Consider the following 14,011-nt stretch of genomic DNA (forward strand, 5'->3'; position numbering starts at 1 on the left):
AAAGCCACGGCAAAAGCGGTCATGCGGGGGCAACCCCGCCTCAATCACAAGGCGGCACGCGTGCAGCGTACCCTTATGAGCATGGATTTCACGCGGCTGGTGCGCTGGTTCCGGCAGCGTCATGTGCAGAATGCGCTGACGGTGTCGCTGGTGCTGTGCGCGCCGGTCCTTGCCGCGCTGACCTATTGGGTGGTCGGGCCGCTGGGGCAGGGCACGTCCTCGCGCGCGCTCCAGGTCATGCTGCTGATTGACCTTGTCTATATCCTGATCGTGATGGCGCTGGTGATGCGGCTGGTCGCCAAGATGATCGCGGCCCGGCGCGCGAAATCGGCTGGATCGCGGTTGCATTTGCGGCTGACCAGCGTGTTCGCTGTCTTTGCGCTGATCCCCACGGTGCTGGTCGCGGTGTTTTCGGTGCTGCTCTTGTCGGTGGCGCTCGACGGGTTGTTTTCGGAACCCGTGGGCAACGTGCTGCGCACCTCACTGACGACCGCGCAGGCCTATGAGGAAGAACATATCCAGGACCTGACCCGCGATGCACAGGGGCTGGCGGCCTATCTCAACCGAGAACGGCAGCGCGATCTGTTCATGGACGACGGCGATGTGCGCCGCGCCTTGGGCGAGGTGCAGGGCCAGATCGACCGGGGGCTGAGCGAGGCGTTTGTCATCGATAGCGCGGGCACTATCGCGGCACGTGCGGTCGGGTCTTATGAATTCGACTATGAACGCCCGAGCGCGGAAGACTTTGCCCGCGCGCGCGCCGAACGTCTGGTCATCTTCGAGGACCCTGAAAACAACGAATTTCGCGCATTGATCCCGCTGGAAACCTTTCCCGACCGGTTTCTTTATGTCACCCGTGACGTGGATGGCAACGTGCTGTCCTTGCTGGATGAAACCACCGAAACAGTGCAGCAATACGAACAGCTTGCCAGCGACCGCGGACGCATGCTGTTCCAGTTCGGGCTGTTGTATCTGGGCTTTGCGCTGATCCTGATCCTAGGGGCGATCTGGGGCGGGCTGTGGTTCGCCGAACGGCTGTCGCGCCCCGTAGGGCGGCTGGTATCGGCGTCGCAGCGCGTCGGGTCGGGCGATCTGGATGTGCGCGTGATTGAAGACGAAGGCGACGACGAGATCTCGCAACTGGGCCATTATTTCAACCAGATGACAGGCCAGCTGAAAGGCCAGCGCGAGGCGCTGCTGGACAGCAACCGCATATCCGAACGGCGCAGGCGGCTGTTCGACTCGGTGCTCAGTTCGGTGACCTCGGGTGTCGTCGGTTTGGATGCGGAAGGACGCGTCACCTTCGTGAACCCCTCGGCACGGCGGTTGTTGTCGGTCACAGATACCACCGCCGACAGTTCATTGTCGGTTGCGGTGCCGGAATTCGCGGCGCTGTTCGAACAGGTCCGCCAGTCGGGGCACGATTCCGTGCAGGACCAGATCAACCTCATCCGCAAAGGCCAGCAGGAAAGCCTGCTGGTGCGCATGTCGCCGCGTCGCACCGATGGTGGCGCATTGGAAGGTTACGTTGTGGCCTTTGACGATGTGACCGACCTTGTCAGCGCGCAACGTATGGCCGCATGGGGCGATGTCGCCCGCCGCATCGCGCACGAGATCAAGAACCCGCTAACCCCCATCCAGCTGAGCGCCGAGCGGATCAAGCGCAAGTTCCGCGCGCAGGTCGGTGACGACGCCGAGGCGCTGGATCAAATGACCGATGTTATTGTGCGCCAAACCAATGACTTGCGGCGCATTGTTGATGAATTCTCTAAATTCGCGCGGATGCCTGAACCGGTGCTGGTGCTCAACGATCTGACCAAGGTGGTGACCGACGCCATCACGCTGCAACGTGCGGGCCAGCCGCAGGTCAAGATCTCCAGCGATCTGCCAGGCGGTGCTGTGCTGGCCGATATGGATGCGACGATGATCTCGCAGGCCTTGCTAAACCTGATCAAGAATGCAGGCGAAGCCACAGAAACTTTTATCGAAAAGCGTGGGTCCGAAGGCTATGCGCCACAGATCAGGGTCGCCATGCAGCAAGAGGGCAACCGCGTTTGCATCACAATTTCCGACAACGGGATCGGGCTGCCCGAGGACCGCGCGCGTCTATTCGAACCCTATGTGACGACGCGCGACAAAGGCACGGGCCTTGGCCTGTCCATCGTCAAGAAGATCATCGAGGAACATGGCGGCACATTAACCCTGACCGATGCCGAGATCTTCGCGGGCAATAGCCACGCAGGGGCGGCCGCTGTGATCCATCTGCCTGCGGTGCAGGCACAGCACGAAAAAGCAAAAATACCAGCATGAGGACGATATGGGCGATATCCTGATCACAGACGACGAACGCGATATCCGGGAGCTGATTTCCGATATCCTGCGCGACGAAGGGTTCACCACACGGCTGGCGGGCACATCCGACGAATGCATGGCGCAGATCGCCACAGAGGTGCCAGCTCTGATGATCCTCGATATCTGGCTCAAAGACAGCAATATGGACGGGATCGACATTCTGAAATCGGTCAAACGTGACCATCCCGAAGTGCCGATTGTCATCATTTCCGGCCATGGCAATATCGAAATCGCGGTGGCAGCGATCAAGCAGGGTGCCTACGATTTCATCGAAAAACCGTTCAATATCGACCAGTTGATGGTCGTCATTCGCCGCGCGATGGAAACCTCGCGGCTGCGGCGTGAAAACAGTGAACTCAAACGCGGGGAAATCGCGCAGGCGGAAATGATCGGCGAAAGTGCTGCGTTCCGCATGCTGAAATCGCAGCTCGACAAGGTGACGAAATCGAACGGGCGTGTGATGCTGACGGGCCCCGCCGGATCGGGCAAGGAAATCGCCGCGCGCTATATCCATGCCAATTCGGCGCGGGCGAACGGACCTTTTGTGACGGTCAGTTCGGCCACCATCGCGCCCGACCGCATGGAAGAGGTGCTGTTCGGGCGCGAGGATTCAGGCCGCGGGGTTGAACCGGGCCTGCTGGAAGAGGCGAACGGCGGTGTGATCTATTTCGACGAAGTGGCCGATATGCCCTTGGGCACGCAGTCGAAAATCCTGCGGGTGCTGGTGGACCAGCGGTTCCAGCGCGTCGGCGGCAACGACAAGGTGCAGGTCGATTTGCGCGTCATCTCCAGCACCAACCGCGACCTGTCGGCGGCGATTGCTGCGGGCGTGTTCCGGCAGGAGCTATACCACCGCCTGAACGTGGTGCCCATCGCGGTCCCGTCGCTGGAAGAACGGCGCGAGGATATTCCAGTGTTGGCGGACCATTTCATCACGCTGTTCAACACCGCCCAAGGGCTGCCTTTGCGCAAGCTGGCTGATGATGCGCGCGCGCTGTTGCAGACGATGCATTGGCCGGGCAATGTGCGGCAGTTGAAGAACGTGATGGAACGTGTTCTGATCCTTGGCGAAAGCCGTGGTGACATATCCGCCCGCGAACTGCCTTCGACCGAAGACAACACCGACGACACAGGCCGGATCGTGCTGGCGGGCGGGCTTGCCACGCTGCCTTTGCGCGAGGCGCGCGAATTGTTCGAGCGCGAATACCTGCTGACGCAGATCAACCGTTTCGGCGGCAATATCAGCCGCACGGCGTCGTTTGTGGGGATGGAAAGGTCCGCACTGCACCGCAAGCTCAAGTCTTTGGGCGTGGTGACCACAACGAAATCGGGTGGGCGCGTCGCCTATATCGACGGTGACGTTGCATGAAAGTCATCATTTGCGGCGCGGGGCAGGTTGGCTGGCAGATCGCGCGCCATTTGTCGGGCGAAAAGAACGATGTCACCGTCGTGGACAACAACCCCGAACTGGTGCGCCGCGCGACCGACACGCTCGATGTGCAGGGGGTGACAGGCTATGCCAGCCACCCCGACGTGCTGGAACGGGCAGGGGCGCGGGATGCCGATATGGTCATCGCCGCCACCTATTCGGACGAGGTGAACATGGTCACCTGTCAGGTCGCCCATTCGGTGTTCGCCGTGCAGCGCAAGATCGCGCGCCTGCGGGCGCAGACCTATCTCGACCCCGCTTATGGCGATCTTTATCGCAAGGATCATCTGCCCATCGACGTGGTGATCTCGCCCGAACGCGAGGTGGCCGAGGCCGCGTTGCAGCGCCTTGCAGCCCCCGCTGCGTTCGATACCGAAAGTTTCCTTGACGGGCGCGCGCAGCTTCTGGGGATCACGATCGAGGATGATTGCCCTGTCATCAACACGCCCTTGCGGCAGTTGACGGACCTGTTTTCAACGCTGCGCGCCATTGTCGTCGGAATTAGGCGCGAAGGCACGCTGTTCGTGCCATCCGCCGAGGACCAGATTTTCGCGGGCGACGAGTGTTATCTGTTCACCCATACCGAGGATTTGAACCGCACGCTGGAAATCTTCGGCAAGACGCAGTCGAAACAGGAACGCATCGTCATCATCGGCGGCGGCAATGTGGGCCTTGGCGTTGCGCTGGCGCTGGAGGCGCGGACAGAACGTATTCGCGTGAAGGTCATCGAAAAGGACCGCGCCGCCGCCGAACGGGCCGCTGACACGCTCGACCGGACCATCGTGCTGCATGGCGACGGGCTGGACACCGCGCTGCTGGACGAGGCAGGCATCACCAATGCCGATGCGGTACTGGTGGTGACCGATGACGACAAGACGAACCTGCTCGCCTCGGTCCGCGCCAAGGAAATGGGCTGCGCGATGGCGATCTGTCTGGTCAACGACCCCACGCTTGTGCCGCTGATGGGCCCGCTTGATATCGACGCCTATATCAACCCGCGCGCCACCACGGTCAGTTCCATCCTGCGCCATATCCGGCACGGCCGCGTGCGCAACGTCTATTCCATCGGCGACGCCGAGGCCGAGGTGATCGAGGCGCAGGTGCTTAGCACATCGCCCATTGCAGGCCAGAAAATCAAGGATATCGACTTTCCCGAAGGCACGCTGATCGGCGGCATGATGAAGGAACGCAAGGTGATCCGCCCCACCGCCGAGACACGGATCGAGGAAGGCGACGTCATCGCCATCTTTGCCATGACCGCCGATGTCCCCGAGGTGGAACGGCTGTTGCAGGTCAGTATCGACTTTTTCTGATGCAGTGGATCATCCGCCTTCCGTTCTTTGTGGTGCTGATGGGCCTCGGCGCCATCGCCATGCTGCTGCCTGCCGCGCATGGCGCTGTGGTCAGGGATTTCACCACGATGCGGGTGTTTTTCTACGGGTTTATCCTGTTTTCGGTCCTGACGCTGCTGATCGGTCTGACGATGTCGGGCTATGCGCCCAAGAACGTCGCCCGCAGTCAATTGATCGGTCTTCTGGCCGCGTTCTCGGTGCTGCCGATCATGTTCGCGGTGCCGTTCTACGAGGCGGTGGGCAACACGACCTTTCTGGACGCCTGGTTCGAAATGGTGTCGAGCTTCACCACCACGGGGGCGACCATCTATGAAGGCGGCGATGATTTGACACCATCGCAGCATCTGTGGCGGTCCACCGTTGGCTGGCTCGGTGGCTTGCTGGTCTGGGTGACCGCCGTGTCGATTTTTGCGCCGATGAACCTTGGCGGGTTCGAGGTGCGCGCGACCGCCGCCGTCGGGCGCGGCACGACAGGGACGTTCACCCAGATCGGCGCCGTGGCCGACCCGTCGGAACGGCTGGTGCGCTATACGATGGCATTGACACCGGTCTATGCTGGGCTGACCACCTTGCTCTGGATCGGGCTGATGGTGCTGGGGGAACGTCCCTATATCGCGCTGGCGCATGCGATGGCGGTGCTGTCGACCTCGGGCATCACGCCGATTGGCGGGCTTTATTTCGCCGCGTCGGGGTTTCTGGGCGAATTGCTGATCTTTTGCTTTTTCGTCTTTGCCCTGTCGCGGCTGACCTTTTCGCGCGGGCTGTCGGGGGAACGCAACCAGGGTCTGTGGCGCGACCCTGAATTCATGACGGCACTGGTCCTGATCGGTCTTGCGACATCGGCACTGTTTCTGCGCCATTTTTTCGGGAACACTGACATTAATGCATCATTCAACCTGCCCGATATGTTCATCGCCTTTTGGGGCACGCTGTTCACGGTCACGTCTTTTCTGACCACGACGGGCTTTGACTCGCAGTTCTGGGGCGAGGCGACGGACTGGTCGCGCCTGTCCACGCCGGGGCTGTTCCTGATCGGGCTCGCGTTGATCGGGGGCGGGGTCGCGACAACCGCAGGCGGGGTCAAACTGTTGCGGATCTACGCCCTGTTCCGGCATCTGGAACGCGAACAGGAACGGCTGCTGTCGCCGTCATCGGTGGGCGGCGGCGGGCGCGATGCACGGCGCATCAGACGGCAGGGGGCCTATATTTCATGGGTTTTCTTCATGCTCTTCGCGCTCAGCATCGCAGCGGTGATGCTGGCCCTGTCGCTGACCGGCGTCCCGTTCGAGACTGCGATGGTGCTGACGGTTGCGTCCTTGTCGACGACCGGCCCTTTGGCCGTGGTCGCTGCCGAAAGCCCCATCTCCTATGCGGCCCTGCCAGAGGCCGCCAAGATGATCCTTGCCGCCGCCATGGTGCTGGGCCGGCTCGAGACGCTGGCGATCATCGCGCTCTTCAACCCCGAGATCTGGCAGCGCTAGGCTGCAAGCGGCTGATTTTTGGGGCTGGAAACTCTGTTGGCGGCACGACATACTGCGGTTGAAACGGGGGGGCCGGTCTGCGGCCACAAGAACAAAAAAAGGGTGTCGTTATGGCCGCCGATAAAGCAAATCTGCAGGATGCGTTTCTGAACCATGTCCGAAAGACCAAGGTTCCTGTCACGATCTTTCTGGTCAACGGTGTCAAATTGCAGGGGGTGATCACCTGGTTTGACAGCTTCTGCGTGTTGCTGCGCCGCGATGGTCAATCACAGCTTGTCTACAAAAGCGCGATTTCGACCATCATGCCGGCGCAGCCTATCAGTCTATATGAAGGCGAAGAATAGCTTTGCTAGAACACGACAAGCCCGTCACGCGGGCCTGGGTGCTGCACCCGGAACTGAAATCCGACCACAGCCGTCGTGCCCCCGCGCCCGCGCTGGCCGAGGCGGTGGCCTTGGCTGCCGCTTTGCCCGACCTTGACGTGGTCGGTGCCGATATCGTGCGTCTGCCCAAACTGCATGCGGGCAAGCTCTTTGGCAAAGGCAAGATCGAGGAACTGCGCGTGGCCTTCGCCGAGGCCAAGGTTGAGCTGGTGCTGGTCGATGGCCCCGTCACACCCGTGCAACAGCGCAACCTTGAAAAGGCATGGGGGGTCAAACTGCTGGACCGGACCGGCCTGATTTTGGAGATTTTCAGTGACCGCGCGCGCACCTCCGAAGGTGTGTTGCAGGTCGAAATGGCCGCCTTGTCCTATCAGCGCACGCGACTGGTCCGGGCCTGGACCCACCTTGAACGCCAGCGCGGCGGGCTTGGCTTTGTCGGCGGTCCGGGTGAAACCCAGATCGAGGCCGACCGCCGCGCCATCGACGACCAGTTGGTGCGCCTGCGCCGCCAGCTGGAAAAAGTGGGCAAAACCCGCGCGCTACATCGCGCGTCGCGCGCCAAGGTGCCGTTCCCGATTGTCGCGCTTGTCGGCTATACCAACGCGGGCAAATCCACGCTGTTCAACATGCTGACGGGCGCCGATGTGCTGGCCAAGGATATGCTCTTTGCCACGCTCGACCCCACGATGCGCAAGATCACACTGCCCACGGGTGACGAGATCATCATGTCCGACACGGTGGGTTTCATATCCGACCTGCCGACCGAACTGGTCGCGGCCTTCCGCGCCACATTGGAGGAAGTGCTGGACGCCGACCTGATCCTGCATATCCGTGACATCAGCCACAACCAGACCGAAGAACAGGCGCGCGATGTCATGGCGATCCTGCAGAAACTCGGTGTCGCCGAAAACGCGCCCCTGATCGAGGTGTGGAACAAGGTCGATCTGCTCGAAGGCGAAGCCTATGAAGGCCGCGTCAATCAGGCCGCGCGCACCGATGACCTTTTTGCCGTCTCCGCGCTCACCGGCGAAGGCATGGCTGCCTTGCTGGCCGCGATCCCCGAAAAACTGAAAGATCCGCGATCAGAAGCGGTCCTGACCCTGAGCTTCGCCGAAGGCCGCAAACGCGCCTGGTTGTTCGAGGCCGGCATCGTCACCGACGACCAGCAGACGGACGAGGGCTACCGCATGACAGTGCTGTGGACAGCCCTGCAGCAGGAACGGTTCAACCGCCTTTAACATCTTCCGAGCTCAAATATCCCCGCCGGAGGCATGAAAGTTCTATTCCGCGCTTTCCACCGGCACCAGCGTCGTCACACCCACCGCCGCCGCACGGGCCAGATCGGGGTCCAGCGACATCGGGATATACTCGCCGCGCCGCCACAATTCGCCCAAGTTGTCGTAATAGCGCGAAAACGGATGGCCGGATTGTCCGGTGGACGAGATGAATACCGAACTGTCGGGATCGGCGAAATCATAAACCCCGCGATACCCCGCGGCATGCACGTTCTGGAATGGTGCCGGACCCGTGCCGCGCGTACGCCCGCGCATCAGCGTGTTGTCGCCGCCGCTGGTGGATTGGCGGATATTGACGATCCAGCTCAGAATCGGGGTCGTGCCCAGAACTGGATGGTCATGCGTCGCCTCATGCGCGTCGCCCCAGCGCACGGCCTCGATCGCGGTGCCGTGGTTTTCAGTGATCCAGATCAGCGCCTCGTCCAGCGCCTGACGGGCAATATCCGAACAGGTCTCGACGGGGGCAGATTGGATCACGTCGCACCAGACGGAGGCACCGTCGATGTCGCGGAAAATCCGTTCCAGAAACACAGGGTCCAGATGGGTGAATTCGGCGGCGAGCGGCCCCAGTTCGTCGCGGATCACCCGCGCCTGAAAGGCCCGCGCCCAGGCGGCATAGATCAGCGGTTCGGGCAGATGTTCGTTCATCTCGCCGTTCCACGCGGCCAGCAGTTCCAGCGCGATCTGGCGGCGCCGTTCGGGCGTGCCGTCGGGGGCGGCATCGCCTGTAAACCACAGATCGGCCCCCATGAAGGTCAACAGTGTGCGGGCGGTGAAACTGACGGTATCCAGCTGCGCTTCGATGAAACTGTCGCGGGTATGCACCTCGCGCGCCTGCATCAACCGCCGCCAGCGGATCACGCGCTGGGTGTCGCCCCAGTCGAAGGAGACATGGCGCGGAAAGGGGCGGTCGATCATCTTGTTGTTGGTATTGCCGACGATCCCGCCTTCGGGGTTCACGAAACGGGGATTCTCGGCATAGGCAAACATGCCCTGCCAGCGGTTTTGCGGCAGATAGCCGAAACTGGGATAGCGGCCTTGGCTTTGGTGGTTCGCGTCGCGGATCGGCATCGCGCCGATGGTCTGCATCGCCACGCGGTTGCGGTCAGCCAGCGTGATGTTCTGCGCGGGTGCCACATGCAATTCACCGGCCTCGACGGCCTGATCCACGTTGCGCGCGCGCATCAGCGCCATGGCGGCCGACATCGACGTGTCCGACGGCGACAAGGCGGTCCAGCCAATGGCGGTGACATGGCCGGGGGGCGTGATCGTGCCCAGATCGAACTGATTGGGCGGCATCACCGGCCCGTTTTCGGTCCAGCGCAGGCGGATCGTGACGGCGGGCGCGTCCTTGACCGTGATGATACTGTCGCGGCTGCGAAAGCTCTGCCAGCCGTCAAGGCCACGGTATTCGTCGGGGTTGGCGGGGTTCACCTCTTCCAGAAACACGTCCTGATCGTCGACATTGGCCGTGGTCAGCCCCCAGCCCAGATTGACGCTGCGGCCTGTCAGGATTACGGGCACGCCGGGAATGGTGCCTCCGATCACGCCGCCGTCCTCTAGTTCGAGCCGCGCCAGAAACCAGATGCTGGGCGCGGTCAGCCCCAGATGCGGGTCATTGGCCAGCAGGGTCGATCCTGTCGCCGACCGCGTGGCATTGGCGGCCCATGCGTTCGACGCCCCCGCAAAGGCACGCGGCGGCACCGGCATCAACGGATCATAGGCCATGCGGGTGCTGGGCTGGTTCGGGGTGACACCCGGCACCAGTTCGGCGAATGACGGCAAGGCCGCGACGCCGCTGCTGGGATCATCGGGCAGGATATCGCGCAGCCGGTCCTGACTGACGACCAGCGACACGCGCGCGCGCAGCACCTCGTTTTCAAGGCTTGATGTCAGTTGCAGCGCCATCAGCTTCAGGATCGCGATGGAATCGGCGGGCTGCCAAGGGGCAACGGGATGGTTGAACAGCCACATTTCGGGCGCACCACGGCCCAAGGCGCCTTTGTTCACCTCTTCGAGCCATGTGTTCACGCCATCGGCGTAAGCCTCGAGTGCGGCCAGCGTTTGCGCGTCCTGTGCCGCGACCGAGGCTGTGGCGGCAGTGTAGAGGTCATAGCGCCGCAGCACCTCGTCAATGCCAAGGGTGCGGGTGCCATAAAGCTCTGACAGCCGCCCTTGCACGGTGCGGCGCAGCATCGTCATCTGCCACAGTCGGTCCTGCGCATGGGCATAGCCAAGGCCAAAGAACACATCCGCGTCCGTCGCGCCGAAGATATGCGGCACATTGGCGTTGTCGCGTACGATTTCCAAAGGCGCTGTGATGCCCGCGACCTCGGCGGTGGCGTTATAGTCGGGCAGGGACCTTGTGGCGAAATACCAGGCCAGCACACCGGCCGCGACCACCAGCACGATCAGCGCGGTGGTCAGTCGGACAGCCCAGCGAAACAGCTTGATCATGCTTTACCCCATTCAATTCCCCCGCCTTTCTATCAAGGCGGGGGCCAAGAACAAGTCAGCGTTCGGGGATCAACCCGCGCGGGCTGAACCGCAGCACGATCAGCATCAAAAGGCCCATGGTCAGCAGGCGCATATGGGCAGCGGCGTCGATCATGCGTGTCTGCAAGGCGCTGCCATCTTCCAGCCCGCTTGACAAAAGCTGCATCAGCGCAAGGCCCATCGGTTCCACCTGCACCCATAGCCACCAGATCAGGATACCGCCCAGAACGGCCCCGAAATTGTTGCCCGATCCGCCGACGATCACCATGACCCAGACAAGGAAGGTAAAGCGCAAGGGCTGATAACTGCCGGGCGTCAACTGGCCGTCGAGTGTCGTCATCATCGCGCCCGCGACACCGCAGATGGCCGAGCCGAGGATGAAGATCTGCAAATGCCGTGCCGTTACATCCTTACCCATCGCGCGGGCGGCGGTCTCGTTGTCGCGGATCGCGCGCATCATGCGGCCCCACGGGCTTTTCAGCGCCATTTGCGCCATCCAGAGCAGGATCAGCAGGACCACGACGAACAGGCCCGCATAGGCCAGTTTTGTATAGATCCCCGACGCTGTGACGGGGTTCATACCCAGACTCAGCGCGCGTTCGACAAAGGCAGGGTCTTGCTGCAACTCGATCTCGAAGGGCACAGGCCGTGGCAAGCCGATGACATTCTTGACGCCGCGCGACAGCCAGTCCTCGTTTTTCAGAACGGCGATGATGATTTCCGCAATGCCAAGCGTTGCAATCGCTAGATAGTCGGACCGCAGGCCGAGCGCCGTCTTGCCGATGATCCATGCCGCCCCCGCCGCCAGCAGACCACCCACAGGCCAAGACAGCAACACGGGCAGGTTAAGACCGCCGATATTGCCGCTGATGGACGGGTTGATCGCCTCTACGGCAGCAACACCCGAATCGAAAACAGCGCGGTAAACGAAGAAGCCTGCGATCAGGATCGCCAGCGTCGTCAGTGTGCGCAGGCGCCCCGCAGCCATCCGGCTTTGCGCAAGGATGGCACCGACCACGGTTGCCGCCCCAAGCAGAAGCCCGATCACGATATTCAGGCCGCCCGCGGCCCATGCCCCCGGTGTCGGCGGGGTGGAGATCAGCACGGCGGCCAGACCGCCGAGGGCCACAAACCCCATCACCCCGATGTTGAAGAGGCCGGCAAAGCCCCATTGCAGGTTGACGCCCAGCGCCATGATCGCGGAAATCAGCCCCATGTTCAGGATCAACAGGGCAGAGTTCCAGCCCTGCACGATCCCCGTTCCGATCATCAAAAGTGCGACGAAACCGAACAGCAGCGGGGTGCGGATAGCGGGGTTCATACGGATTTCCCTTTGAACAGGCCGGTCGGCTTGAACAGCAAGACCACGATCAGGATCGCAAAGCTGACGGCAAATTTATAGTCGGTCGACATAAGCTGGAGCAGACCCTCGGGGGCCATATCCTCGGGGACGAGGTAAGCCACAACGCGCCGCCATGCATAGGTCACGGTGACCTCGCTGAAGGCGATGACGAACCCGCCCGCGATGGCGCCCAAGGGGCTGCCAAGCCCGCCCACGATGGCCGCCGCAAAGATCGGCAACAGCAGCTGGAAATAGGTGAAGGCTTTGAAGGACTTATCAAGCCCGTAAAGCACACCCGCCGTGGTGGCGAGGGCTGCAACGATCATCCACGTCACCTTGACCACCCAGTCGGGGTTGATGCCCGACAGCAGTGCCAGATCTTCATTGTCGGAAAAGGCGCGCATGGATTTGCCAGTGCGGGTCTTGTTGAGGAACCAGAACAACAGGGCCATGGCGAACAGGGCCACGACAACGGTAATGACCTGTGTGGTGCGGATTGCGAGTCCCTCGGCCAAGCCTGTCGCGTCACGGAAACCGCGCGCGGTCACGACGAAGCGTTCGCCATCGGCGAAATTGACGTCACCCACACCGATGATGAAACGCACGATGCCGTTCATAATGAACATCACACCCATCGACACGATCACAAGAATCACAGGGGCCGCTTTCTTGGTGCGGTAGAATTTGTAGACTGCCCAGTCGGTGCCAAGCAGCAGCAGACAGGTGACCGCGATCCCGAGGGGCAGGGCGATCAGCGCGGTGGGCAGCGGGCCGAATGTGATACCAGCGGCGATCAGGGCATTGGTGCCGATGATCGTGATGGCGGTGCCAAAGGCCATGGTGTCGCCATGGGCAAAGTTCGAAAACCGCAAGATCCCGTAGATCAGCGTGACCCCCAGCGCGCCCAGCGCCAGTTGCGCGCCATAGGCAAGGCCCGGCACGATGACGAAATTGGCCAGCACGACGATGGCGTTGAGAAAATCCATATCCCTTATCCCCCCAAAAAGCTGCGGCGGACTTCGGGATCGGCCAGCAATTCCTTGCCCGTGCCGGTATGGGCGTTGCGGCCCTGCACCAGCACATAGGCTTTGTCTGCAATTTCAAGCGCTTGGCGCGCGTTCTGTTCGACCATCAGGATCGGGATACCGGTGCGGGCGACCTCGATGATGCGGTCGAACAATTCGTCCATCACGATCGGGCTGACGCCCGCGGTCGGTTCATCCAGCATCAGGACCTTGGGCTTGGTCATCAGTGCGCGGCCCACGGCGACCTGCTGGCGTTGACCGCCCGACAATTCGCCCGCGGCCTGATGGCGCTTTTCTTTCAGGATCGGGAACAGGTCGTAGACCTGCGCCATCGTATCGCTGAAATCGTCGCGGCGGATGAAGGCGCCCATCTCGAGGTTCTCTTCCACCGTCATCGAGGTGAAGATGTTGGAGGTCTGCGGCACAAAGCCCATGCCCTTGACCACGCGCTGTTGCGGGGTGAGGTGGGTGATATCCTCGCCGTCCAGCCGCACAGCACCGCTGTTCACGTTCAGCATGCCGAACACGGCTTTCATCGCGGTGGATTTGCCTGCGCCATTGGGGCCGACGATTACGGCGATTTCGCCTTTTTCGACCGCGATGGTGCAGCCGTGCAGAATATCGGGGCCCTTGCCATAACCGCCGGTCATGGAGTCGCCAATCAGGAAAGGTTCGCTCACGGGTTCACATACTCCGCAAGGAAGGGCGCGTAGCCGGTCAAGGTGTCACGCATCAGCGCCTGTTCGGCGGCGTCGGCGTGGTTTTGATAGATGTAGTAGAAGGTGCCGGCAGAGCCGATGACGGCCCCCAACAGAATGGTCAGCAGGAATTTCATCGCAATTCGTCCTTATGTCGC

Annotated in this window: 11 protein-coding genes; 6 read left to right on the forward strand and 5 right to left on the reverse strand. The window is 61.9% G+C overall.

Annotated elements, in window-relative coordinates; translation table 11 throughout:
* Positions 1-81: 81 nt before the first annotated feature.
* From VCK47_RS01445 to hflX, 6 genes are all read left to right on the forward strand, one after another.
* On the forward strand, positions 82-2,310 hold the full coding sequence (locus VCK47_RS01445; protein ID WP_322890004.1) for a PAS domain-containing sensor histidine kinase: 2,229 nt from the start codon (positions 82-84) through the stop codon (positions 2,308-2,310).
* Positions 2,311-2,317: 7 nt separating this feature from the next.
* Complete coding sequence (locus VCK47_RS01450) at positions 2,318-3,721, forward strand: sigma-54 dependent transcriptional regulator (RefSeq protein ID WP_322888953.1); 1,404 nt, start codon at positions 2,318-2,320, stop codon at positions 3,719-3,721.
* Positions 3,718-5,094: a Trk system potassium transporter TrkA gene (gene trkA / locus VCK47_RS01455; protein ID WP_322888954.1), complete on the forward strand. Its 1,377-nt coding sequence runs from the start codon at positions 3,718-3,720 to the stop codon at positions 5,092-5,094. The genes VCK47_RS01450 and trkA overlap by 4 nt, the downstream gene beginning before the upstream one ends.
* Positions 5,094-6,614 (forward strand): TrkH family potassium uptake protein, encoded by a 1,521-nt coding sequence (locus VCK47_RS01460; protein ID WP_322888955.1) that lies wholly within the window; start codon positions 5,094-5,096, stop codon positions 6,612-6,614. The genes trkA and VCK47_RS01460 overlap by 1 nt, the downstream gene beginning before the upstream one ends.
* 110 nt (positions 6,615-6,724) lie before the next feature.
* The gene (hfq, locus tag VCK47_RS01465) at positions 6,725-6,958 is read left to right on the forward strand and encodes an RNA chaperone Hfq (protein WP_007204924.1); all 234 of its coding nucleotides are present in this window, start codon (positions 6,725-6,727) and stop codon (positions 6,956-6,958) included.
* 2 nt (positions 6,959-6,960) lie between these two features.
* On the forward strand, positions 6,961-8,235 hold the full coding sequence (hflX, locus tag VCK47_RS01470; RefSeq protein ID WP_322888956.1) for a GTPase HflX: 1,275 nt from the start codon (positions 6,961-6,963) through the stop codon (positions 8,233-8,235).
* Between the two features lie 42 nt (positions 8,236-8,277).
* Here the strand turns inward: hflX and VCK47_RS01475 are convergent, their stop codons facing one another.
* The 5 genes from VCK47_RS01475 to VCK47_RS01495 are packed head-to-tail and all read right to left on the reverse strand — an operon-like array spanning position 8,278 to position 13,990.
* Entirely contained in the window at positions 8,278-10,749 is a 2,472-nt protein-coding gene (locus VCK47_RS01475) for a penicillin acylase family protein (RefSeq protein ID WP_322888957.1), read from the reverse strand.
* Between the two features lie 55 nt (positions 10,750-10,804).
* Positions 10,805-12,109, reverse strand: coding sequence for a branched-chain amino acid ABC transporter permease (locus VCK47_RS01480; protein WP_322888958.1), 1,305 nt, complete (start codon positions 12,107-12,109; stop codon positions 10,805-10,807).
* Entirely contained in the window at positions 12,106-13,116 is a 1,011-nt protein-coding gene (locus tag VCK47_RS01485; protein ID WP_322888959.1) for a branched-chain amino acid ABC transporter permease, read from the reverse strand. Before VCK47_RS01485 ends, VCK47_RS01480 begins: the two co-directional genes overlap by 4 nt.
* A gap of 5 nt (positions 13,117-13,121) precedes the next feature.
* On the reverse strand, positions 13,122-13,835 hold the full coding sequence (locus VCK47_RS01490) for an ABC transporter ATP-binding protein (RefSeq protein WP_322888960.1): 714 nt from the start codon (positions 13,833-13,835) through the stop codon (positions 13,122-13,124).
* A complete protein-coding gene (locus VCK47_RS01495) occupies positions 13,832-13,990 on the reverse strand; it encodes a hypothetical protein (RefSeq protein WP_322888961.1) in 159 nt (52 codons plus the stop codon). The genes VCK47_RS01490 and VCK47_RS01495 overlap by 4 nt, the downstream gene beginning before the upstream one ends.
* Positions 13,991-14,011 lie beyond the last annotated feature (21 nt).

The organism is Yoonia sp. 72, from assembly GCF_034652275.1.
Classification (GTDB): domain Bacteria; phylum Pseudomonadota; class Alphaproteobacteria; order Rhodobacterales; family Rhodobacteraceae; genus Yoonia.